Raw genomic sequence first — 23,076 nt, forward strand, 5'->3', positions numbered from 1 at the left:
CACATGACTCAAAAAAATATGAAACTTAAAGAGACAATTTTCACAATACTGATGCTACTCATGTTCCTGGGAACGCAGGCGCAGGATAGCAAATTTTTCACGAAGGATAGCTATGCAAAATTTTATTCTGAAGCTCCTTTGGAAAACATTGAAGCTCATAACGAGCAGGTGCAGAGTATCATTGATATTGCCAAAAACGATGTGGTGATTAGCATGCCTATTACGGGCTTTACCTTCGAGAAATCCTTAATGCAGGAGCATTTCAATGAAAACTATATGGAATCCGATAAATTCCCCAAAGCGGAATTTCAGGGAGTGTATACTTCAGCTACTCCAATAGACATGAGTAAAAATACAACTTATGAAGTGATGGTAAAGGGAAATCTTACAATCCATGGCGTTACTAAATCCATAAGCACTAAAGGTTATATAAAAGTAGAAAACAATACTTTGATAGCTACTACTACTTTCTTTGTGAAAGTAGCCGATTATAAAATTGAAATCCCGCGAATTTCTTTTAAGAATATTGCAGAGGAGGTAGAGGTGTCGGTTGAACTGAAATACCAGCCTTTTAAAAGTTAGTTCAACGGCATAAAAGTACTAATAAGTTTTACGGTTTGGTTACAAATAAATCGGGGCCGGCAAATGGCTGGTCCTTGTTTATTTGGTACTTCTTCTTCTTACTGTACATACTGCAAAAATTATATTTTATTATAAAACATTCTGAAAATGAGATATTTTATCATTCTGGCCTTTCTTTTATTCCCTGTTGCTTGCTTTGCCCAGCAAGATGACCTGATGGCTTTGCTCAATGACCAGGTAGAAGAACCCATTAATTATGCGGAAGCCACTTTTAAAGGTAGCAGGCTTATCAACGGGCACACCGTGCAAACCAGGAAGAGCAAAGCTTTCGAATTTCTTATTTCACATAGATTTGGCAGGTTAAATGCAGGTGTGTATGAGCTTTTTGGCCTGGATGGAGCCAATATCAGGCTTGGATTTGAATATGGACTTACTGATTTCCTCACTATTGGTTTGGGAAGAAATTCATTTGAGAAAACCTATGATTCATTTTTGAAATTCAGATTACTGAGGCAGAGTTCCGGGCGTGTAAATGTTCCACTTTCCATGGTGTACATCAGCAGTGCAGCATTCAAGACTTTGAAAGGACAGGAACAATATACCAACCATGTTTCAAAATTATTCTATACTCATCAGCTATTGATTGCCAGAAAATTTGGCTCAAAATTATCTTTACAAATAATGCCTACTCTCATTCACCGGAACCTGATTCTGGAGGAGCAAGGCAAGAATGATGTGTATGCAATGGGTGTAGGGGGAAGGATGAAAATTACCCAAAGGATCTCGCTTAATTCGGAATATTACCATCGGTTGAATACAGTGGTAGGAGATGAAAATTTCAACTCTATTGCTGTAGGTGTAGATATTGAAACAGGGGGGCATGTTTTTCAACTACACTTGACTAATAGCAGGGCCATGATTGAAAAGGGTTTTATTACCGAAACAACCGGAGATTTTTTTAAAGGAGATGTCCACTTTGGATTTAATGTGTCCAGGGTATTTTAATACACAGGACCGATAAATACGAAAGTTGAATTTGGTTATTTTACCTAAAGGAAAAGTGACAGACTAAATACATTCTTTACAAAATGGCAAAGATGGTCATTACAAAACGAAAGAAAATTTAATATGAAGACTAGTTTAAATAGATTCTCGGGCTTATTGGTGATGGTGTTTTTGTCCGGCTTTTTAGCCTGTAATTCTTTCGATCAGGCTGATTTTAATGCCCCTTTATTTGATAATCTGGGTGAATATTCAATGAAAACTACCATGGGTTCCGAATATTCCCAACGATTTTTTAATCAAGGTTTAATCCTGGCTTATGCATTTAATCATAGAGAAGCTGAACGTTCTTTTCAGGAGGCCATCCGCCTGGATAGCAGTAATGCAATGGCTTACTGGGGAGCATCACACGTTTTAGGTACCAATTATATAACAGCTATGGATGAGGCCTCGCAACAGAAAGCCTGGCATTTATCACAAAAAGCTTCTGCATTAATTGAAAATGGAGAAAATATAAGTGAATGGGAAAAGGAGATTGTAAAAGCCACTCAAATAAGGTTCTCATATGGTGAAGAGAAAAACCAAAAACAACTTGATATAGATTATGCAGAAGCCATGCGTAAACTTTATCATCAATTTCCAGACCATGATGATGTGGCAGTACTGTTTGCTGAATCGTTAATGAATATTCATCCTGGTGATTTATATAGCAAAAAAGGAATAGCCAAACCCTGGACAGCAGAGATTGAGAATGTATTGGAAACAGTATTGGTGCGCAACCCCCAACATCCGGGAGCCAACCATTTTTATATCCTTTCGGTAGAGGCATCCAACAGGCCTGAAAGAGGTTTGCCAAGTGCTGATCGTTTAGTCACTTTAGTTCCCGGATCAAGTCAGCTGGTGCATACGGCCTCTCATATTTACTGGAGGCTTGGAGATTACAACAAAGCAAGGGAAATAAATGAACTGGCCCTAAAAACAGATAGCCTGTATGTTATGAAATGTAAGGGGTTAGGAGTGGATGCTTTCACTGTATTTCCACATACTACTCTCTCTTTGGTAACTATTTCCACATTTGAAGGTAGGGGAGAAAAGGCTATTAATGCAGCTTTTGAAATGGCATCTTTTACTGATACTACTTTGATAGAAAAACAGAACTTGCAAAGCTTACAACAATATTATAGTATAATTCCGTATTACCTACTGGTAAAATTTGGTCAATGGGATAAGATATTGAGCCTTAAAAAACCCGAGATTGATTTAGGATATCCTACTGCCACCTGGCATTATGCCCGGGGAATGGCTTTTGTGGGAAAGGGCAAGCTGGAGGAAGCACACAAGGAACTTCAGCAATTGGAAAAGATTAAAGGCAATGCTGAACCAGAAAAAGAGACAAATATGGAATTGAACTCTACTGATCAATTGCTCCAAATAGCATCTTATTCATTGAAAGCGAAAATAGCACAAAAGAAAGGTGATAATGATGAAGGTATAGAATTTTTGACCCAAGCGATGGAATTAGAAGATCAGATGACTTTTTCTTCAGATTGGTTTTTTTCAGTGAAACATGACCTTGGAGCACTGTTACTGAATGCAGAACAGTATGAAGAAGCTCAGCAAGTATATGAAAATGATCTATCCCGGTATCCTAAAAATGGTTGGGCTCTTAACGGTTTGTATAATAGCCTGGTGCATCAGGATAAATTAATGGAAGCTTTGGAGGTTATGGAACATTTTGAACTGGTGTGGAAAAATGCTGATGTTGAATTGGAAACATCTGTTGTTAAGCCAGTCACCTATAAAAATATTAGGGAATATCCCATCAATTGAAGCAGGAATAACCCTTAGTGGTTTTTTTAATTAAGGGGGAATTTCATGGTAATTGGTAACTTATTGCTGAAAATAGAGGCTATGCCCGGTGTTCCTGAATTCTAGGTGAAAAAAACAAAATAAATCCTTGATACAGGATGCTCAGGTTTATAGATCGATCTATTAAGAATGATTGGCTTAAACTTAAGGAATTAGGAAAAATTAAAAACTCTCATTGATAAATTTATTAATTTTAATGAAAATGATACATTTATAATCAATGAAATGAGCATAAATATTCGAGGGGGAATCCCGATAGCCCCAATAGCTATCGGGGGGACCAACCGCCAGATGAATATTTATCGCGAATTCCATGTGGTAATTAAAATGCAATTATATACACATGAAAATAGCTTTTCTTCTAGTTTTATGGATGCTTCTTCCTTCCATGGGTATGGCAGATATTGGCAATATTGATAGTCTCAAGCATGAATTGAAGATGCATCCGGGGCTGGATTCTGTAAGAGTCGACATACTAAATGAATTGAGTTATGTATACTGGATCATCGATCCGGTAGAAGCGGAAAACTACAGCAGGGAAGCATTGCAATTGGCAATTTCATTAAATTATAATAAAGGAATGGCTTTTGCTAACAGATCAATAGGAGTATCTGGTTGGGCGCAGGGAAATTATGAACAAGGACTGAATGCACTGATGAAAGCTTTGGTATTGTATCAAAATATGCGTGATACATTGAATATAGCAAATGTGATGATGAACACAGGCCTGATTTATAGTGAACAGGTAAGCTATGAAGAAGCTTTGGCCTATTATGAGGAAGCATTAAAGACGTTTAACTTGTTAAACAAGCAGGAGAGGGCTGTCAACACGCTCAACCACATGGGGAAACTTTTCCAGAAACAAAAGAAACTCACCAGGGCATTTGACACCTATAACATGGCTTTAAACTTAAGTGATAAGCTAAACTATTCTTACGGAAAAGCCACTTCTTACTCCAATTTAGCTAGTTATTTTAAAGATAGTAATGAGTTAGATTCAGCCTTGTCTTATTCCCATAAAGCTTTGGTAATCCAATCGAGAGACAACGATCTTAATGGGAAGGCTTTTAGTATTTACACTATGGGGATTATTTATTTTCTGAAAGCAGATTATGAATCGGCAGAGAAAGTCCTCAAAATAGCCCTGGAGGAAGCCGAAAATATCAGCTCAAAAAAATTAAAAAGGGATATCTACCTTAAATTAAAGGAAGTAGCTGTCAGACAGGGTGATTTAGGCAAGGCTATTACATATTTTGAACAATATTCTGAGGCCAAGGATTCATTATTGAATGCGGAAAAATTGAGGGAATTTGTGCGACTTGAAAATCAGTTCGAGTTGGAAAAGAGTGCTCAGCAAATGGAAATGAAGGAAAAGGAATTGGAAATTCTCCAGCAGGAAGCCCAGTTGAGCAGGTTGTGGCGCCAAACTTTGATTATTGGAATATTAGCAGTATTGATCATTTCCTATTTTATCTATAGCAGGCAAAGAATGAATATCAGAAGAAAAAGTGAACTGCTTCTTAAAAATAAACAGATTTATGAAACCAAAGAAACCCTTGCAGCAGTAGAATTGGAAAATGCAAGATTAAAGGAAAAGGAACTTAATCAAAAAATAGAGTTTAAAAATAAAGAACTCACCAGCTATACCCTGAATTTTGTCCGCAAAAACGAGTTGATGGAAGAAATAAAATCCTCTATCAAAGAACTGAAAAAGTCCAAAGATAGTGAGACTGTAAAGAAGCTCAATTCACTTAATAGGCTGGTAGCTAACAGTATGCATATTGATAAGGACTGGTTGGATTTCAAACGCCAGTTTGAAGAAGTACATACTGATTTTTTCAGCCAGTTGAAATCAAATTATCCGGACATTACCAATAATGAGCTTAAACTCTGTGCATTGTTAAAGCTTAATATGAATTTGAAGGAAGCAGCCAATATCATGGGAATTTCACCTGAAAGCGTAAAAACTGCTCGTTACAGGCTTAGAAAGAAACTTCATCTTAGCAAAGAAGAGAATTTGGTAGAATATATTATTAAGCTTGAAAGGGAGCTTATTGGGGAATGAAATAGGCGTTTTTACTAAGATTTTGCACACGAAGAAGAGATTGCCCAAATGAAGGCTATACTAAAGAAAATAAAGATTACTTCCTTTTTTTAGAGTAATCTATTAGTTTATATTCTATGTTTTTAAAACATGAATGGAGACTCCTGACTGGGATTTTTACTTCTTGTTATTATTTCCTATTAATTGAGAGGGCGTAGATTTATCAATCAAAATAATAGCATCAAATGCATTGTGGCCGTGATGATTATATCTCCAAATTGATTTTGGATTATCATCCGGCTCATATCGAGCGCCAATACTACTTATATTTACTTCTTCTTCTTCTTCCGGTAAAGAATCAAAAGGAATAAAAACAGGAAGGTTATGACCATTTTTAAAATTTGAAGCTAAACTGGCTTCAGGTGCAGAATCTAATTTCATGCGACCAAGTGTATAACTAATTTTTAATTTTCTATTTCTAAACGTTATCGTTTAGAAATATTTTCTATCTTTGTTATGAACGCATACGTCTATAAAATGCCCACAATCAAAGTAGAAAAGGAGGAATGGTTAAAACTGGGAGTACAGAAATTTGCTGTCTCCGGTGCTGATGGCCTCAATGTAGAGCAAATGGCAAAGCAGTTAAAGTGCAACAAATCCAGTTTTTACTGGCATTTTAGGTCAAAAGAAAACTTTCTTAATGATACTATTCTTTATTGGTTTGAGCATAGTATTAAACCTTTTACTAAGGAACTGAATCATGAAAACAATCCAGCTGAAAAATTCACCATATTCTTAAAGCTGTCTTTTCAGGACAAATCCCGAAAGGATTTCATGTTTTACCTTAGAAGAATAGCTCAATCTAATCATCAGCTGAAGGGACTATTAAATAGCCTCAGAGCCAAACGATTAGCTTTTACTTGCTTACTGATCCGGGATTTAGGTTACACGCAAGAGGAAGCTGAAGTTAAAGCTGAAGTACTTCATAACTTTTATGTTGGCTGGTATGAGCAAAACAAATACAAATCCACTGAACAGAATGATATAAATCACATTATCAAGCTTGTTAAAACCTTTATCAACTTCTAATATTTTATGAGAAATAATTTCCAACCACTTTCAGGCATTATGGCGACTGCTATTTGTATTTTCGCTTACCTTATATTTTCGAGTATTAATGCTGATTACTCTCATCTCACAAAAGCATTTAGCGAGTTGGCGAGTATAGGACAACCAAACTACCTCTGGTTTGCTGTTTTTGGTTTTTTAATTCCCGGCTTATTGGTTACTTTATTTTCCCTGAAATTGTGCAAGTGGGTTAATAATGGAAATGTTAGGAAATATCCGTTTATATTAATCGCTCTATCAGGATTACTTATAGCATTAGGTGCTTCGCCAATGAATTACGAGAACTATTCCTCTCTTTCATCTACACTCCATATTATTGGTGTAATGGGGAGTGGTTTGTTTTTCATAATAGGCGCCTTCACTATTTCCAAACAATTGAGAAAAGACAAACAATGGCAGGCACTTGTGAAACCACTTTTAATTTGCGCTTGGCTCCTGATTATAACAGGCTTTTTCAGGCAGTCTGCCTTTCCCGGCCTTGCTCAAAAATTAGGGATTTTAGCTTATTATATTTATATAGCTTTATTATCATGGAATGCCTATAGGATTATTCAGTTAAGGAGAACGGCAATCTAAAATAATAATTCAGGAAATTTGAACAATGAACGGAAATAATAAACTTTTAATAGCAGGAGGTATTTTAAGTGCAATAGCATCTTTATTGCATATTTTGATCATTATTGGCGGGCCCGATTGGTACAGGTTTTTTGGTGCGGGAGAAGGAATGGCTCAATTAGCCGAATCAGGCTCTTACCATCCTGTATTTACGACTGCTTTTATAGCTTTAGTATTGGCCATCTGGGCATTATATGCGTTTTCAGCAGCAACAGGAAAATTTTCTTTACCTTTTAAAAAAGCTGTTCTGTTTATAATAGCTTTCATTTTCTTATTCCGTGCTTTTACAGCAATACCGGCTGTTATTCTTATTGATGATCCTTACCTGAATGAGTTAGAAGCCAGATTAACTTTTATGATAGTTTCTTCCGTTTTCTGCCTGGTAATTGGCTTATTGTATTTATTAGGTACTATGCGGTGGATAAAATCAGACATTCAGTTAAGTAGAAAAAAGAAATAAGCGACCAATTAATAAAATAAGAATAAAAAAGCAATCCTCTCCTTTTTACAAGCCGTATCCTTAAAAAGAACTAATTATTTTTTGAACTAAAACTTTTTAATGATGAAAGCGAATAAGAAGAACAGAATACTGCGCTTAATAAAGTCTGGTTTTGTTACAGTACTTTTTTTAATGATTGCTAACACCTCTTTTGCACAGGAAACTAATCCTTACAGGGACTGGGATACTAACACCGATAATAGGTTGGACAGAAACGAATTCAACTCATGGTATTCTGACAATGATTTTTACAGAGATTGGGACACCAACAATGATGGCTATTATGATAACAATGAAATCAATTCAGGGCTTTTTGGGGAATTAGATCAAAATAATGACAGAAGGTTGTCCAATGATGAGTATGGCAATGCTAGTTGGAATGGCAATTATTTCGAAGACTGGGATACCAATAATGATGGTATGCTTGATAATAATGAATATTCCGAAGGCTTAAATAATTCGGGTTTTTATGATGATTGGGATTCCGAGAATGATAACCGCTATAGTGAGTCAGAATTAGAAGAAAGCATATTTGACACCTGGGATACCAATAATGATAATTCCATTGATCAGGATGAGTATAGAAGAACTGGGATTAATTTAGATCAATGAGATGTCAACATGGGAGAATAGGTCAAAATTTGCTCCCATTGGTTATTGCAAACATGCAATTTCGTGCCAACGGAATTTATGAAGGGTACTCTTGATAAATACTTCGAAATCTCTAAACCAAATAAAATTTGCTCGGAGAGGGCGGGTAGGAGGACAAAAAGGCGGGGAGTGTGCTGGATTGAGCGTGGAAGCATCTTTTTGTCTTGACTTTCCCCGAAGGGATGCCTTTGGCGTTCTATCTTTTTTGTCAAGAAAAAGAAAGTAAAATAAATTTGGAAACGAAATACGAGAAACGAAATAGTAAATCCCACTTTTCAACGAAAGACCTATTTTTTGAAGTTTTTTATTGCTAAAGAATTTTAATAAAATGCTTTCTAGAAGCCATAAAGAAGAATTTTAATGCAAAATCAATTATCATGAGAAGCCTATGAAAAACCTGAAAAAGCTTCCATAACTGTTCTACTGTAACGGGAGCTTTTTCAGTTATTAAAATACTTAATAGTATGGCTGAACATTTGTATTTGTACTTTCACTAATACATATGGCCTTTTCTTCTCTTCTTCCATTTCTCCAGGGCGTACTGTTGCATATCAACAATTTCATCCTTTTCATCAACAATTTCAAAACCTATAAGTGTTTCAATGATGTCTTCATGTGTCACTATGCCATCCACTCCCCCGTATTCATCTACAACAAGTGCAATGTGTTCTTTTTCAGTAAGCAATTTCTCCCATGCTTTAAATAAGGTAGTGGAGTGTCCAAGTATAACTATCTCGCGTTTGAGTTCTTTTAGTTGAAGTTCAAATTGATCCTCTGCCAGTTTCTCAAAAACCTGCTGCCTGAAAATATATCCGGTGATGTTATCCCTGTTGTTTTTATAAACAGGAATGCGGGAAAATTGTATAAATTCTCTGTTTTTATTGAACTCCTCAAGCTTCATGATTTCATTGGCAGAAACCATCACCACCCTGGGAGTCATAATTTCGGATACTCTAATGCTTTTAAGTTTGATCAGGTTTTGAATAATTTTATTCTCTTTGTCACCAAAAACCCCTTCCTGTGTTCCAATATTGGCCAGGGCTGAAATTTCCTCTCTGCTGGTGGTTAGTTCTGGCTCTTTTTTCAGGAGCAATCTTGTAATGACTGCCGATAATACTACCAATGGATAGGTAATAATGATTAATACTTTTAAAGTACTGGCAGTAAAGGGGCCTAATTCTTTGCTGTAGTTGGCTCCGAGTGTTTTAGGAATTATCTCAGTAAACACTAATATCAATATGGTAAGAATTGCCGAAACAAGCCCAAAATAAGCTTCACCGAAAACAATAGTAGCCTGAGCACCAACTCCGGCAGCACCTATAGTATGGGCCACGGTATTTAATGAAAGAATAGAAGATAAGGGTTTATCCACATTCTGCTTCATTTCAATCAGGGTATTAGCTGACTTGTCTCCTTTTTCCGATTTTGCTATTAAATAAGATATTGGAACTGATAACAAAGCGGATTCCAGTATAGAACACAAGAATGAAGTAAACAGCGCTATGAACAGGTAGATAAAAAGTAAAGTCATTTTCTTTCTATGAAGATATAGATACTAACGAAAGAAACCATTATTGTTTTGATTTTACAAACAATAATGGCCGTAGTCTCCTCCTCCTTAGCTTAGGATGGCAGCATTTAGTGTAGTTCTCCCGGGGAATTAAAAAGGAGGCTGTTTTTCACTTAAAACATTGAATTGTCATTTTGGGCTTTTTCAGGAATGACCTGCAGCACATCCCAATGCTCCACTATTTTCCCCTTATCATCAAAGCGGAAAATATCTATTCCTGCATAATCCTTGTCACCAGGCCAGCTTTGGAAACAATGTAGCACCACAAATTCATCTTCCGCAATGGCTTTCTTGAATTCTACTTTTTTTCCGGGGTATTCCGATGCCATTCGGGTGAAATAATCAATAAAAGCTTGTTTCCCATCTCCCACTTCCGGGTTGTGTTGAGTGTATGATTCTCCTACAAATCTGTCTACGGCTTCCTTTGGTTGGCATTGGTTGAACATTAAATCATAAAATGCCATTGCTTTTTCTTTGTTTTTCTGAGTCTGTTGCATAGGAATTGAGGTTTTTCCTGGTGATAGAATAACTATGCTAATTATTAAAAACCATTTCTTTTTCCAAATACAGCTGCTGATCTTCCCCTCTTATTTGAGAGACGACTTTTATTTCTCCTTTGCTGCCAGCACTTATTTCCAACAATCCATAATTCAATTGTGCTATTAATTCACCTTCCCTATGTTGGTTGTACTCTTCTGCATCATCACCGCTCCAGGTGTGCGTCAATCCGCTGGAAGTTATATCTACCAAAGGATATGGGAGGTTTCTCCAATCTATTGTAGAGATTTCTGCTATATGTCTATCTCCACTTAAGAAAATCACACCTTTAGGGTTTTTATCGGCTATTAAATTAAACATCTTCTTTCTTTCATTCGGGAAATTAGCCCATTTCTCATAAGGATGATCTTCTGCTATAAACTGAATACCGGAGGCAATGATATATAAATCAACAAGTGAATCGCTTATTTCATTTCCCAACCAGCTCCATTGCTCTTTGCCTAAAATGGTGCCTTTTTCGTTGAGTATATACTTATTGTTGGTTTTTATGATATCATCCCTGTGATAGCGTGCATCCAGTAAAATGATTTTAATCTTTTGATCATTCCAGTTTAGCTGATAAGAAGAATACACGCCCTCTCTTTTTCTACGTGGACTGTTTTCGGGTACCTCAAAAAAATCAAGAAAAAGCTGCTGACTTTCCTCCTTATGGGAGTATTCCTTTCCAGCATCATTTTTGCCATAGTCGTGGTCATCCCATACTCCTATAATCTCTGTTTGCTTTTTTAACTTTGTGTAGTCCGGCTGTTGATTTTGCTTTTCATATTTATCCTCAAGAATCCTCATGTTATTGGTATCTCCATAGATGTTGTCCCCCAAAAACAAGAAAAGATCAGGTTCATGCGCAAGGATATCTTTCCATAAAGGTTGCGGTCTGTATTGTTTGTTACAAGATCCAAAAGCAATGACAAGCTTCTCCTTTTCTTCAACAGTAACAGTCCTGTCCTGACCAAATGCCAGTTGGGTAGATAACACAACTGACAATATTAATTGCAGTGATAAATATTTCATGTGTATATGTTCGTTTTTATGTTACCACATGGAATTCGCGATAAATATTCATCTGGCGGTTGGTATAAATTCGCCCTCGAATATTTATGCTCATTTCATGGGAATAGATTTTATATTGGCAAAAATACAGGAAATGGACAAGGAAGGAGTTACCAAATCATTATGGTTTGGAAACCTAAAGTTTATTGATCAGCATTTTCCAGGCTTGAGATCAACTCGTACACTGAATAAATACGCTCTGAAGGGTAGAGTGCCAGTGCCTGGCTGATTTTCGCTTTAGCCAGGGGGTAATTTTGTTCTTTAATGGCATAAATTCCATGATTGTAATATTGCAGCCCACTTAATTGTTTAATATTGATCTTTTTGAATATGGTGTTAGTTTCGGTGGTTAAATAGCTTTCGGCACCAATCTCAATAGTATTCTGAATGACTTTGGTCAGAGGATCAGGCTTGAATTTTGCAATATATTGTATAACGGCATTTTCATCCTTGATAAACCCATTTAAAGGATCTGTACTTTCAAGAATGAAGTCTTTACCATCTATCCTGGCTACAATAAATACATGATAATCCGTTTCGATAATACTGTGGTCAATATTGAAATAAGTGAGGATCAGGGAATAGGCAAGGCTGCCACTCACGCAATCGTAATCTCCTGTTTCCAACATTTTGCCAAAATCGGAATGTTTACCATAGTTTTTCAATAAGGTATTATGGGTTTTGTAGAACAGGAAGTCCAGAAAGTATTCGGGATTTGCAGAAGATTTTTTCTCTAGTTTTTCGATGAGCTTGTTCCATTGGGCATGCTGCTCTAAAAGTTGTTGAGAGACTATCAAATTTCTTTTCTTTTCATATTCAGAAGTGTCAGTGGTTGCATAGATGTTGCCCACCAATACCATTCCTATGAGGAAAAGCAAAAGTGTTTTGATTCTTCTTTGGCCATATGGGAATAAAAAATTCAATTCTTATATTACCTTAATGTTACTTATTTAACTTGTATATGAACTTTAAGTTAAGAAATATTCCATGAAATTAATATTGAGTTAACTAAAAATTATTACAAATGGTTCTTTTTGCATGAAAAACATGCCTTTTAGTATCTTTTCGGGGCGAAAGTCGGTTAAATTAGCTACAGATCTGATTCTGGTTGTAAGCAATAAGTATATGAAGTGGCTTGTTGTAGAAACACCTGGCCAGTGCAATTGCTTTCTTAATCATATCATGAACTTATTCTGAGATGAAAGCAGAAATTGAATGTGATGATAAAATAATCAGACAATATCTATCCTTTAAATTAACCAGCTCGTAATGTAAACCTTAGCTATATTATTTATAACTTTAAAGTATAAAACTACAAATTCCTAATCATGAGAAAATTACTGATCATTGTTGGCAGTATCCTTGCATTTTTGATTCTTGCAATCATTTTAATCCCCATTCTTTTCAAAGACCGAATTTTAAGGGAAGTGCAAACAGAAGTAAATAAATCTGTCAATGCAAATGTGAATTTTGACCCTGATGATTTTAGCCTTTCCCTATTAAAGGATTTTCCTAATCTTACCGTAGGACTAAAAAATTTATCAGTTACCGGAAAAGAGATGTTTGAAGGGGATACTTTGTTTGCTACAAAGGATTTTTCTCTGGAAGTCGACATTGTCGCTATTATTAAAAGTGAGCCTTTGCGAATCAAAGGTATTATATTAGATCAACCTACCATCAATATATTAGTGTTGGAAGATGGCTCAGCCAATTATGATATTGTTGTACCGTCTGATGAAACAGATACCACTACCACTGAAGAGAGTGATATGCAAATAGGTATTGACCATTGGGAAATCAAAAATGGCAACATTAGCTATTATGATCAATCCGCTGATATGGCTATGTCAATAATAGGTTTAAACCATACCGGAAAGGGCGATTTTTCCCAAACAGTGTTTGATATGGTGACAAAGACCACTGCAGATGATTTTTCTTTCGCTTATGATGAAGATGTTTATGTGGCACATAAAACACTTGAAATTAATATGATTCTGGGAATGGATCTTGACGCCATGAAATTTAAGTTTAATGAGACTTCGGTCAGGATGAATGAGTTTAAATTAAACTTTGATGGATTCTTTGCCATGCCTGAAGAGGATATTGACATGGACGTCAAGTTTTTTGTGGAAGACACACAATTTAAAAGCGTTCTTTCTTTGGTGCCAGGGATGTATGCCGATGGTTTTGAAAGCCTGGAAACCAAAGGTGAATTTGATTTTAAGGGTTTTGCAAAAGGAACTTATGGTGAGGATAAACTGCCTGCATTTTCAATAAATTTATCAGTAAATGATGCTTATGTAAAATCTCCTGATGTACCATTGCCTGTCCAAAATATTTCTCTGGACTTACTGGCAAAGAGTGAGACTGGCGATTTGAAAGATGGTTTACTGGAAATCAAGAATTTTGGGTTGACAATTGATAAAGATCGCTTCACTGCCAATGCAGTAGTTAATAATTTTGATGCTCCAAGCTGGGATTTGAATGCTCAAGGGGCTTTAAATCTTGATGTTATTTCCAGAATTGAACCAACTACTGACTATAGTATTGGAGGAATTGTAAAGGCAGACATTACCTCAAAAGGAAACTATGCTGATGTAGAACAGGAGAATTATCAAAATCTAAATACTTCAGGTACATTGGAATTAAATAACTTCTTTTATTCCACTACTGATCTTCCTGATTTTAAAATTTCACAAGCTAATTTGAATTTCAATCCTCAGTTTGTTGAAATGTCTCAAATGGAAGGTAATTTCGGTAAAAGTGATTTCAAAGTAACTGGCCAGTTGAGTAATTATATTGCTTATGCCATAAAGGAAAATGCTAAACTGGAAGGACAAATGAGCTTAACTTCCCAATTATTGGATGTAAATGAAATGATGGGCTCATCCGAAGAGGAAACCACTACGGAAGAAGATACCACCTCAATGGAATTGGTGTTGGTACCGGAAAATATCGACTTCACCTTTAATGCTGATGTGCAGCAAATAGTGTATGACAATTTCGTCCTCAAAAATGCGAAAGGCAAGATCAGGGTCAACAATCAAATTTTAACCATGGATCCGTTACGATTTGACATGCTGGAAGGCTCCATCAATATGGCGGGAAATTACAACACACAGGATGAGGATAATCCGATATTTGATTTTAATCTTGGTATTGTAGACGTAAGCATACCCGAGACATTCAAAAATGTAGTAACTGTTCAAAAATTTGTGCCTGTTGCTGAGAAGATGACAGGTAAATTCAGTACAGATTTTGCTATTCAGGGAATAATGACACAGGAAATGATGCCTGATCTTCCTACTTTGTCAGGTTCAGGCATTGTAAAAATTAAAGAAGCAGCCGTTGTTGATTCAAAAATTATTAAAGGTGTTACTTCCTTATCCAAACTTGATAATACCAATACAATCAACCTAAAAGATATCACACTTAAAGCGGAGATTAAAGATGGTAAACTAGGTGTAGAACCCTTTGATATTGATATGGGGAAATATAAAGCCACCATTGATGGAACTACTGCTTTTGACGGCAACATTGCCTACAATTTAAAATTGAATGTGCCTACTGGCAGTGTAGGGCAGGCAGCCAACCAGGCGCTTTCGGGTTTGCTGGGAACAGACGTGAAGGCAGTTGGGAGTTCAGTAAACCTTAATTTTAATGTGACGGGCACTTATGATGACCCTAATATAAAATTAGGAAAAACAACTACTGAAGGTGGACAGTCAGTTGCAGGTAGTGCAAAAACTGCCGTGAAAGAAAAAATAACAGAAGAAACTGATAAACTGAAAGAAGAAGCAGAGGCCAAAATTGAAGCAGCTAAAGATAGTGCAAAAAATGAACTTGAAAGGCGAAAGAAACTAGCAGAAGAAGAGGCCAGAAAGAAAGCGGAAGAAGAAAAGGCTAAGTTGAAAGAAAAGGCGAAGAACAAGGTCAAGGATATATTTGGAGGAGGAAGGTAATTCTTTCTTCTTTAGTTTTTATTAATAGAGTGAACTAACTGGTTATTCCTCACCCTCTATCCTAATTATCGGAAGGGTGAGGATTGACTAAAAGAGGATAATTTTTCTACATTTTATCCAATCCAATTCATCAGAATTCGTTGTCATAAATAAGTAAGGATTTTAAGCCGGAAAATTCCATTTTTCATGGAGGGCAACAAATTTTATTTACCTATTTTTGCGAAACCATTTTTATTCAATTACAAAATTACAAAGATATGCCAAAAGGAATTTACCAATTGCCATTTGCAGAGAACGAGCCGGTGAACAGTTATGCTCCCGGAACTCCGGAGAGACAACAATTAAAGGATGCTTTAAAGAAAGCACGTTCCAAACAAGTTGATGTACCTATGTATATTGGTGCTGAAGAGGTGAAAACCGGAAATAAAAAGCCACTAAATCCACCGCATGACCATCAGCATGTGTTGGGATATTTCCACGAGGGCGATGCAAGTCATGTGGAACAGGCCATCAAAGCAGCTTTAGCAGCCAAAGAAAAATGGGCTAATTTAAGCTGGGAACATAGAGCGGCTATTTTCCTGAAAGCAGCTGATTTAATTGCTGGTCCTTTCAGAAATGAAATTAATGCAGCTACTATGTTAGGCCAATCAAAAAGTGCTTATCAGGCGGAAATTGATTCAGCTTGTGAATTAGTAGATTTCTTGCGTTATAATGTGCAGTTCATGAGCGAGATTTATAGTGAGCAGCCGGAATCCTCTGCAGGAATGTGGAACAGAACGGAATACCGTCCATTGGAAGGTTTCGTTTTTGCGATCACTCCGTTTAACTTTACTGCCATTGCGGGTAATTTACCTTCAAGCGCTGCCTTAATGGGCAATACTGTAGTTTGGAAAGCAGCTTACACGCAAATATACGCAGCAGATGTAATCATGCGTGTATTTAAAGCAGCCGGCTTGCCGGATGGTGTGATTAACTTAGTACATGTAAGTGGGCCTGATGCAGGTGAAGTTGTATTCAAACATCCTGATTTTGCAGGTTTGCACTTTACAGGTAGTACAGGTGTTTTCAAACACTTATGGAAAACCATAGGAGAAAATATAGATATTTATAAATCTTACCCAAGAATTGTCGGAGAAACAGGTGGTAAGGATTTCATTGTAGCACATCATACTGCCCATGCAAGGGATGTGGCAACAGCTATAGTAAGAGGTGCCTTTGAATACCAGGGCCAGAAATGTTCAGCTGCTTCACGAGTTTATCTGCCGGATAATATTGCAGAGGAAGTACAGAAATTGGTGATAGAAGATGTGAAGGATATAAAGATGGGTGGCCCTGAGGATTTTGAGAATTTCTTCAATGCGGTGATCGATAAAAAATCCTTTGACAAAATTGCAGGCTATATTGAGAAAGCAAAAGAAAGCAGCACTTCTAAAATTATTGCAGGTGGTGAGTATGATGATTCCAAAGGGTATTTCATCCAGCCAACAGTAATTTTAACAGAAGACCCTCAATTCATTACCATGAAGGAAGAAATCTTCGGCCCTGTAGTGACTCTTTATGTGTACAAGCAGGAGAACTTTGAAGAAACACTTACTTTGGTGGATGAAACTTCTCCTTATGCTTTAACAGGTGCAATATTCAGTAACGATCGTTATATCATTGAATTAGCAACTAAAAAATTATCTAATGCAGCCGGTAATTTCTATATCAATGATAAACCAACCGGAGCAGTTGTGGGACAACAACCATTTGGTGGAGCCAGAGGTTCCGGAACCAACGACAAAGCAGGTTCGAAATTGAACTTATTGCGTTGGGTTTCGGCCAGAACTATAAAAGAAACATTTGTTCCGGCAACTGATTACCGTTACCCATTCATGGATAAAGAGTAATAGTCACGAAAATTTATCAATTAATGAAGCTTCTGGATGCAAATTCAGGAGCTTTTTTTATGGCACAAATAGCCTGCCCTCGATTGTGTCTCCTCAATCGAGCGTACAGTTCTAAAGGAATATTATTATATGGCAGAGGATGTTGGCCATCACCGGTCAGTACGGCTTCAAGCCGTCAGACCGCTAGTTTCTATTCTACTTAAACCGCTGGCTGTTGGTTTCTTTATTTGTAGCCTGTTATTGAAGCTGTAAGCAAAGCCCGGTACTGAACTGTAGCCTAACAACTTCAATAAAATTGAGAGAAAGCACCATTTATTTCACTCCTATCGGAGCTTTTTGTATGCCTGCTGGTATTTCTATTAGGATTTTACCCCTCTGGGGCAAATCAGCCTGATTGCTGGTTTGTCTTGTCCTTATCATTTGATAGATGTGCTTGGATGGCAGAGAAAGTTGTCCATCACGGTCAATATGGCTTCAAGTGACTTTGACTCGAATATATTCACAGCCGTGGTTTGTGTCTCACGAAACACTTATGGAGCCCATGCTAACTCGGCCGTAATTAAACCCGAAATACATTGAAAACTTTCTTCAAAATGAAATAGTGCTGAAGTATCTTATTGTAGCTTGAGAATATGAAACAAAATAACAGGAAAATGATATAAGCATCAAGCAAAATCATATAATAATTGAGGGAATATAAATTGGTAAATTTATAGGGACCACAATAACCCCCCACTGTTATGAAAGCTTTATCAACTTCTGTTATTTTCCTCCTTTTGCTAATTGTTGGCTGTAAGTCTGAGAATGAAGATCTTAAGACATTTAAAAAAGGAGAAGTGTCTTTTTCACTTGAGTTAATAGGTGAAAGTGCAGCGACAAGAGAATCGTTCAATCTTCCTACAGGATCTTATTTGCAAATTAGCATAGAGACTGCTGAAGGCACGGAGGTCTTGGCTCAGGACTCAATTGCTATTTTAACTTTCAATGGCACTTTTGTAAGTGCACCGCTTGAGTTGAATGAAGCAGCTTATCTATTGACAGAATTTATGGTGCTTAGCCCTGGTAATGAAGTTTTATATGCCACACCTGTATCAGGTTCTCCAATGGCAGATTTAACAAATGATCCACTTCCATTTCCATTTGAGGTAGTGGCCAATGAGGCGACTTCACTTTCATTAGAAGTATTGAATGTTTCAATGTTAACTCCTGAGGATATTGGATACGTTTCATTTCCTTTTACTATTGTCAACCACTTTTTTGTATCTGTTTTTGAGCTGGAGGAAAATGGCCAAACCCTTACCGATGCACAAGGCTATATCATTCAGGAGTCGGATACAGTCAAAGAATTTTCAGTAGAACCTGAAATAAATGCAGTTACCTTTTCAGGAAATGATACAGTGGAATTTACTTTGGTAATTGTAAAAGATGGTTTTGCCAAACATACCCAAAACTTTACCATCAAAGATATCTATGATGACTATGATAATGCCATAGTTCCTGTAAGTTTAATTCCTGCCCTCACCTTTGTGGCTGTGCCCGGTAATTATGATAATGCCACTTATCCTGATGAGTTCGGTTTTAGCCTCACTTACCAGGGAAATATAACGATTGATTGGGGAGATGGAACTGTTGAGGAGGGATCTTTTGTGAGTAATTATTGGGCTAGTCATAATTATGAGAGTTTTGGTGAATACTTTGTAAGTGTGACAGGTGACCTCGCAACTTTTACGGAATTTTATTCTTACTATGGGCAAGGACCTATGAAGGCTATCAATCTATACCACCTTCCTGAGCTGGATGATCTGAGGATTGGATTTAATGGTAGTGGCGAATGCCCCAAAGTCATTGATCTCTCGAGAAATCATAAAGTGAGAACACTTAACTTAGCCCTTAACCATGATTTAGAAGAAATTATTATACCGGAGCTTAATCAGGTACTCCATCTGTTAATCCAGGGACCTAATAATATTTCCACTGCGAATCTGGAAAATATTATTGCCCCCATTTATGAATCAGTAGTGGCTACAGGGAGAACGGGAGGTGCCATTAATTTGGGATCTGAAGAAGAATTTGGTGAGACTGCGGGTCCACCTTCAGAATCAGATTGGGCTAAATTGCGAATATTGAAAAATGAGTATGACTGGTTTGTTTATCCTGATCCGGATTCAGAAAAGGCGTCCTTTTTTTAGAGAACTCTTGATAATACTACCATGTCAGGCAAGCAAATAAAATCCCGACTTACCGGGACAAGTTTTGCTGATATAGAGCGCGTGGGCCATCAAAAAGGCGGGGGTCACCCTTCTTACCGATGGGTCGGCACATGCTTTTTGGGAAGAGAAGGGAATATTGTTTTCAACCTTTTTTGAATAAAGAATCTTTCTGCTTCTAACAAATATTGAAACGCGTTAATTTATACGCGATTTCTCCCCTCTTTCCTTGGGAGAGAGGGGAAGATTTGTCGAAGACGAATCAGGGGTGAGTCTAATAGGCTCTATTTAAAATGAATTGGGATGCTTGGAGTTTTTCCAGTATTCAAATATGTGTTGAAGCATTTTCTTTATTTCTCCGTAATCTGTTCCTTTAATGAAAAAGCCTTGCACAGTTACTTTTATGTAAGCTTCTTCAACATCCTTTTGGCTGGCATAGGTAGACAAGAATACAAAAGGAATACTTTTCTTCCGAAGCTCCGGGTCTGCATCTATATCATATTTAAATTGTATTCCATTTTTGCCTGGCAGATTGATGTCAGAAAATATCAGGAAAACCTTTTCATCGGTGGTTTTCAGAAAGTCAAAAGCACTTTCAGTTTCTACAAACCACTTTATTTCATTTTGAATACCTAATTCCCTTACAATAGATTCGAAAATTTCTTTGTCATCTTCATCATCTTCAATGATCACTATTGGGCCTGATTTTGACATACTTGATTGATTTTGAGGTTATAATTCTGGCGACATTGAAATATGCAACAGTGCTGCACTTTCTTTGTGCTGATTGCCAATAATTCCTTTTTGGTTACTTTAAGGCGGGTAGAATGGGATTTTTTTATCTGTTAATACGAATCGCCTTAAATCTTTAATTCTTTCTATTTTTAGAATACGTAAGTAGCCGGTAGTTGTTCAGTATCTGTAGTGATCATTTTGATGCAATACTTGTCTGTTGCTACTCTTATACTCTCTACTGGATTTAAATAAAATTTGCATATAGCATTTGAAATATCGAGCTGTATATTAACCTGATCCGATTTTAAATTGCGCTAAAACCCCACTGCCACCTCATTCCGGAATCACTACCTACATATAGGTATTTTGCTGTGGCTTTCGATGAAAAGTTAGGATATATTATGGAAAGGAAGTATGTTGAAGAGCTTTAATAAGCCTGATGACAGAAGAAAGATTGTAAATGGTTGTGAGCGTTTATAGGCGCTTGCTGTCGGGTAGTAAATATAAGAAATATATTAAATGAGTAGTGTAATAATAATATGTATAAACAATGTTCATACATTTATGTTGGCAAACATACAACAAAACAACAGAATAATTTAATCCTATGAGTTTCAAAATAAGCGATTTGATTGACTTAGATAAAATCCCTATGAAAATCATCATTTTTTTAGGGATAGTTAGTGGGATTTTTGTGTTGGCGTCTGACAGTTTTTTAAGGATTCTTAAAATGACAGAATTTGAAGAAGACTATGGGAAATTTTTCGGGCCGATTTTTATAGCGTCAATTGCATTTATAGGGCTGTCAGTAATTTATTATATTAAAGATAAATTAGAGTATCAGTTCAATAGGAATAAAGGAAATAAAATAATTATTGAAGAGTTAGAATCATTGGATCCTTTCGAACAATCTGTAATTTGGGAATTTGCAATTCAACAGAAAAAATCTGTAAAGATGCCAATAGATAATTCAACAGTTGTAGGTTTAATTAATAAAGAGATTTTAAAAAGAGTGTCTAACATTGGAGACGGACTATATTTTCCTTTGACTCTGACAACGTTAGCGGATAGAAAATTAAAAGAAACTCACTTAGGTTTATCAAAAGAATTGACGGAGGAAGAATTATCTGAAATCTTTTCCTTTAGACCTGATTGGGCTACAGATTATTTTTACCAACAACATTGTAAGTAAAATACGTTTGCCAACAGCGTATAAAAACAATGCTTGAATCTGTCTAAAATCGAAATTCTGTGCTCGCTTGCTCAGCGGATTTCCTGCTGATAATCACACTCGCTCGCACTGTTTTTATACGGGACGTGGGCGTTTCATAAAACTACAGACAAATTTACCATACGAGATTTCTTGGTCTCTATTCACTTGTGGGACTGACTGCTCATTGTCTAGCCTTCCCCCAAATTAGAACTCCTTATTTCCCATGGCAGAGAATTTACTCATCTTGTTTGAGATTGATTTGTAGGGAGTTAGGAGAAATTTAATACAATTACTATCTTTATGGTTAAATGAGGAACCCAAAAACTTATCGAAAAGAGCAATTCTCCAAATGGTTACTGACAGTAACTTTATTGTTGGGTATATTTTCTTTTTCAGGATATGCGGGCAATTCTCAGGTAAAGGTTCAGCAACTCCATCAGACGGAGCAACTTTTTTCCTTTCAGTCGCAAAGGACTCACAAAACAATCTCATTTTATCATTCTTGTGAGGGAAACAGTCCGGTAAAGCCTCTTTTATCGAACAGGTATCAAGCAATTTTATGGAAGCATGCCGGAGAAAGTAAAGTAAATTATGTGAACCATCAACAGCTTTACCGCTTAACCAAATCAGAATGCTCTGTTTATTTTAATAAAACCATCCCTGCAAGTTCTCCTGAGGACTTATTCACTTCTTTGGTAGGTTAATACCTATCCATCCATTAGTCAATTCTCATTGACTTTATTCAAAATTTCAAATATTAAACTATTGCCGTCAGGCAATGGCATTACCTTATATATCTCAATCATGAAGAGTTTTAAGAAAACTTTAAGGCGAATAGGCTTTATTGTATTAATCATATTAGCTGCAGTTGGAGTGGGCTTTTTTGGAGGAATTCCTTTGCCTAAACCGACCAAGAAGGAAGATACTATTGAAATGATAGTAGAAATGGAAGAGTCTGTAAAAGATGATGAAATAGTATCAGATTATTTTAACCAGGAATAATAATGGAGGGAGCTCTTTTTTTGAAGAGAAGGAAATATTGGTAGCAGTCATTTTTAAATGATAATCTTTCTGCATATAGTATTTTAAGGATTACATAGATTCTCACGAGATTTCTCCCCTCTTTCCTGGGGAGAGAGGGGAAGATTTGTCGAAGACGAATCAGGGGTGAGTCTGATTCCATGATCAATGGCGCATCGGCCATCTCACTTAAATAGCTACCTTTTCTGCTTCCGTTCGGTGCGCCACCGACCGGTGACTCAATGCTATTAAGTTAAGACAACTTTCCTTCTCTCTGGAGAAGGGTGCAAGGTTGAGGTCAATGTCGTTAAGTTAAGACAAACCTCCTTCTCCCTTTAGCTTGTCCCGACCAATCGGGAGAGAAGGATAAAAGGTTGAGGTTTTAGTTTAAAGCTTAACTTAACGACATTGAGGTTGAGGTTTAAATTAAAGCTTAACTTAATAGCATTAACCGGTGACTAATGTGGGTTTACGTCAATTTT

At 36.6% G+C, this 23,076-nt stretch carries 20 protein-coding genes; 14 read left to right on the plus strand and 6 right to left on the minus strand.

Annotated features, from left to right (window positions below):
• The first annotated feature begins 18 nt into the window (after positions 1 to 18).
• The 4 genes from JKA74_RS14030 (at position 19) to JKA74_RS14045 (ending at position 5,518) form a co-directional block, all read left to right on the plus strand.
• The gene (locus JKA74_RS14030; RefSeq protein ID WP_201431839.1) at positions 19 to 582 is read left to right on the plus strand and encodes a YceI family protein; all 564 of its coding nucleotides are present in this window, start codon (positions 19 to 21) and stop codon (positions 580 to 582) included.
• A gap of 147 nt (positions 583 to 729) precedes the next feature.
• Entirely contained in the window at positions 730 to 1,587 is an 858-nt protein-coding gene (locus JKA74_RS14035; protein WP_201431840.1) for a DUF5777 family beta-barrel protein, read from the plus strand.
• 123 nt (positions 1,588 to 1,710) lie between these two features.
• Entirely contained in the window at positions 1,711 to 3,414 is a 1,704-nt protein-coding gene (locus tag JKA74_RS14040; RefSeq protein ID WP_201431841.1) for a tetratricopeptide repeat protein, read from the plus strand.
• Between the two features lie 382 nt (positions 3,415 to 3,796).
• A complete protein-coding gene (locus JKA74_RS14045; RefSeq protein ID WP_201431842.1) occupies positions 3,797 to 5,518 on the plus strand; it encodes a tetratricopeptide repeat protein in 1,722 nt (573 codons plus the stop codon).
• 156 nt (positions 5,519 to 5,674) lie between these two features.
• Here the strand turns inward: JKA74_RS14045 and JKA74_RS14050 are convergent, their stop codons facing one another.
• Positions 5,675 to 5,938: a hypothetical protein gene (locus JKA74_RS14050; RefSeq protein ID WP_201431843.1), complete on the minus strand. Its 264-nt coding sequence runs from the start codon at positions 5,936 to 5,938 to the stop codon at positions 5,675 to 5,677.
• A 96-nt stretch (positions 5,939 to 6,034) separates the two neighbouring features.
• Here JKA74_RS14050 and JKA74_RS14055 point away from each other — a divergent pair, with 96 nt between their 5' ends.
• The 4 genes from JKA74_RS14055 to JKA74_RS14070 all read left to right on the plus strand — a co-directional run bounded on the left by JKA74_RS14055 (position 6,035) and on the right by JKA74_RS14070 (position 8,351).
• Complete coding sequence (locus JKA74_RS14055) at positions 6,035 to 6,586, plus strand: TetR/AcrR family transcriptional regulator (RefSeq protein WP_201431844.1); 552 nt, start codon at positions 6,035 to 6,037, stop codon at positions 6,584 to 6,586.
• 6 nt (positions 6,587 to 6,592) lie between these two features.
• Positions 6,593 to 7,201 carry a DUF998 domain-containing protein gene (locus tag JKA74_RS14060; RefSeq protein WP_201431845.1) on the plus strand — a complete coding sequence of 203 codons (609 nt, stop codon included), beginning with the start codon at positions 6,593 to 6,595 and terminating at the stop codon, positions 7,199 to 7,201.
• Between the two features lie 25 nt (positions 7,202 to 7,226).
• Entirely contained in the window at positions 7,227 to 7,700 is a 474-nt protein-coding gene (locus JKA74_RS14065; protein WP_201431846.1) for a hypothetical protein, read from the plus strand.
• A gap of 99 nt (positions 7,701 to 7,799) precedes the next feature.
• Positions 7,800 to 8,351, plus strand: coding sequence for an EF-hand domain-containing protein (locus JKA74_RS14070; protein WP_201431847.1), 552 nt, complete (start codon positions 7,800 to 7,802; stop codon positions 8,349 to 8,351).
• 532 nt (positions 8,352 to 8,883) lie between these two features.
• Here the strand turns inward: JKA74_RS14070 and JKA74_RS14075 are convergent.
• The 4 genes from JKA74_RS14075 to JKA74_RS14090 all read right to left on the minus strand — a co-directional run bounded on the left by JKA74_RS14075 (position 8,884) and on the right by JKA74_RS14090 (position 12,491).
• Positions 8,884 to 9,921 (minus strand): CNNM domain-containing protein, encoded by a 1,038-nt coding sequence (locus JKA74_RS14075; protein WP_201431848.1) that lies wholly within the window; start codon positions 9,919 to 9,921, stop codon positions 8,884 to 8,886.
• Positions 9,922 to 10,073: 152 nt separating this feature from the next.
• Positions 10,074 to 10,457 carry a nuclear transport factor 2 family protein gene (locus JKA74_RS14080; RefSeq protein WP_201431849.1) on the minus strand — a complete coding sequence of 128 codons (384 nt, stop codon included), beginning with the start codon at positions 10,455 to 10,457 and terminating at the stop codon, positions 10,074 to 10,076.
• A gap of 37 nt (positions 10,458 to 10,494) precedes the next feature.
• Positions 10,495 to 11,529, minus strand: coding sequence for an alkaline phosphatase D family protein (locus tag JKA74_RS14085; protein WP_201431850.1), 1,035 nt, complete (start codon positions 11,527 to 11,529; stop codon positions 10,495 to 10,497).
• Positions 11,530 to 11,711: 182 nt separating this feature from the next.
• The gene (locus JKA74_RS14090) at positions 11,712 to 12,491 is read right to left on the minus strand and encodes a hypothetical protein (protein ID WP_201431851.1); all 780 of its coding nucleotides are present in this window, start codon (positions 12,489 to 12,491) and stop codon (positions 11,712 to 11,714) included.
• A 405-nt stretch (positions 12,492 to 12,896) separates the two neighbouring features.
• Between JKA74_RS14090 and JKA74_RS14095 the strand changes: the two genes are divergently transcribed.
• The 3 genes from JKA74_RS14095 to JKA74_RS14105 all read left to right on the plus strand — a co-directional run bounded on the left by JKA74_RS14095 (position 12,897) and on the right by JKA74_RS14105 (position 19,608).
• Complete coding sequence (locus tag JKA74_RS14095; RefSeq protein ID WP_201431852.1) at positions 12,897 to 15,530, plus strand: AsmA-like C-terminal region-containing protein; 2,634 nt, start codon at positions 12,897 to 12,899, stop codon at positions 15,528 to 15,530.
• A 257-nt stretch (positions 15,531 to 15,787) separates the two neighbouring features.
• Positions 15,788 to 17,419 carry an L-glutamate gamma-semialdehyde dehydrogenase gene (gene pruA / locus JKA74_RS14100; protein ID WP_201431853.1) on the plus strand — a complete coding sequence of 544 codons (1,632 nt, stop codon included), beginning with the start codon at positions 15,788 to 15,790 and terminating at the stop codon, positions 17,417 to 17,419.
• A 740-nt stretch (positions 17,420 to 18,159) separates the two neighbouring features.
• Entirely contained in the window at positions 18,160 to 19,608 is a 1,449-nt protein-coding gene (locus JKA74_RS14105; protein WP_201431854.1) for a hypothetical protein, read from the plus strand.
• Positions 19,609 to 19,914: 306 nt separating this feature from the next.
• On the opposite strand, the gene JKA74_RS14110 is transcribed toward JKA74_RS14105, so the two are convergent.
• Positions 19,915 to 20,340 carry a response regulator gene (locus JKA74_RS14110; protein WP_201431855.1) on the minus strand — a complete coding sequence of 142 codons (426 nt, stop codon included), beginning with the start codon at positions 20,338 to 20,340 and terminating at the stop codon, positions 19,915 to 19,917.
• 628 nt (positions 20,341 to 20,968) lie between these two features.
• Between JKA74_RS14110 and JKA74_RS14115 the strand changes: the two genes are divergently transcribed.
• The 3 genes from JKA74_RS14115 to JKA74_RS14125 all read left to right on the plus strand — a co-directional run bounded on the left by JKA74_RS14115 (position 20,969) and on the right by JKA74_RS14125 (position 22,576).
• On the plus strand, positions 20,969 to 21,553 hold the full coding sequence (locus tag JKA74_RS14115) for a super-infection exclusion protein B (RefSeq protein WP_201431856.1): 585 nt from the start codon (positions 20,969 to 20,971) through the stop codon (positions 21,551 to 21,553).
• Between the two features lie 329 nt (positions 21,554 to 21,882).
• Positions 21,883 to 22,278 (plus strand): hypothetical protein, encoded by a 396-nt coding sequence (locus JKA74_RS14120; protein WP_201431857.1) that lies wholly within the window; start codon positions 21,883 to 21,885, stop codon positions 22,276 to 22,278.
• 100 nt (positions 22,279 to 22,378) lie between these two features.
• Positions 22,379 to 22,576, plus strand: coding sequence for a hypothetical protein (locus tag JKA74_RS14125; protein WP_201431858.1), 198 nt, complete (start codon positions 22,379 to 22,381; stop codon positions 22,574 to 22,576).
• The last annotated feature ends 500 nt before the right edge of the window (positions 22,577 to 23,076 follow it).

It is taken from the genome of Marivirga aurantiaca, from assembly GCF_016679925.1.
GTDB lineage: Bacteria > Bacteroidota > Bacteroidia > Cytophagales > Cyclobacteriaceae > Marivirga > Marivirga aurantiaca.

What these genes read in the sequence shown, in the direction of transcription:
- JKA74_RS14110 (WP_201431855.1), bottom strand. Translation starts at nt 20,340, where the DNA reads ATGTCAAAATCAGGCCCAATAGTGATCATTGAAGATGATGAAGATGAC.
- JKA74_RS14070 (WP_201431847.1), top strand. Translation starts at nt 7,800, where the DNA reads ATGATGAAAGCGAATAAGAAGAACAGAATACTGCGCTTAATAAAGTCT.
- JKA74_RS14105 (WP_201431854.1), top strand. Translation starts at nt 18,160, where the DNA reads ATGAAAGCTTTATCAACTTCTGTTATTTTCCTCCTTTTGCTAATTGTT.
- JKA74_RS14075 (WP_201431848.1), bottom strand. Translation starts at nt 9,921, where the DNA reads ATGACTTTACTTTTTATCTACCTGTTCATAGCGCTGTTTACTTCATTC.
- pruA (WP_201431853.1), top strand. Translation starts at nt 15,788, where the DNA reads ATGCCAAAAGGAATTTACCAATTGCCATTTGCAGAGAACGAGCCGGTG.
- JKA74_RS14030 (WP_201431839.1), top strand. Translation starts at nt 19, where the DNA reads ATGAAACTTAAAGAGACAATTTTCACAATACTGATGCTACTCATGTTC.
- JKA74_RS14035 (WP_201431840.1), top strand. Translation starts at nt 730, where the DNA reads ATGAGATATTTTATCATTCTGGCCTTTCTTTTATTCCCTGTTGCTTGC.
- JKA74_RS14055 (WP_201431844.1), top strand. Translation starts at nt 6,035, where the DNA reads ATGCCCACAATCAAAGTAGAAAAGGAGGAATGGTTAAAACTGGGAGTA.
- JKA74_RS14050 (WP_201431843.1), bottom strand. Translation starts at nt 5,938, where the DNA reads ATGAAATTAGATTCTGCACCTGAAGCCAGTTTAGCTTCAAATTTTAAA.
- JKA74_RS14040 (WP_201431841.1), top strand. Translation starts at nt 1,711, where the DNA reads ATGAAGACTAGTTTAAATAGATTCTCGGGCTTATTGGTGATGGTGTTT.
- JKA74_RS14085 (WP_201431850.1), bottom strand. Translation starts at nt 11,529, where the DNA reads ATGAAATATTTATCACTGCAATTAATATTGTCAGTTGTGTTATCTACC.
- JKA74_RS14060 (WP_201431845.1), top strand. Translation starts at nt 6,593, where the DNA reads ATGAGAAATAATTTCCAACCACTTTCAGGCATTATGGCGACTGCTATT.
- JKA74_RS14065 (WP_201431846.1), top strand. Translation starts at nt 7,227, where the DNA reads ATGAACGGAAATAATAAACTTTTAATAGCAGGAGGTATTTTAAGTGCA.
- JKA74_RS14045 (WP_201431842.1), top strand. Translation starts at nt 3,797, where the DNA reads ATGAAAATAGCTTTTCTTCTAGTTTTATGGATGCTTCTTCCTTCCATG.
- JKA74_RS14080 (WP_201431849.1), bottom strand. Translation starts at nt 10,457, where the DNA reads ATGCAACAGACTCAGAAAAACAAAGAAAAAGCAATGGCATTTTATGAT.
- JKA74_RS14095 (WP_201431852.1), top strand. Translation starts at nt 12,897, where the DNA reads ATGAGAAAATTACTGATCATTGTTGGCAGTATCCTTGCATTTTTGATT.
- JKA74_RS14125 (WP_201431858.1), top strand. Translation starts at nt 22,379, where the DNA reads ATGAAGAGTTTTAAGAAAACTTTAAGGCGAATAGGCTTTATTGTATTA.
- JKA74_RS14120 (WP_201431857.1), top strand. Translation starts at nt 21,883, where the DNA reads ATGAGGAACCCAAAAACTTATCGAAAAGAGCAATTCTCCAAATGGTTA.
- JKA74_RS14115 (WP_201431856.1), top strand. Translation starts at nt 20,969, where the DNA reads ATGAGTTTCAAAATAAGCGATTTGATTGACTTAGATAAAATCCCTATG.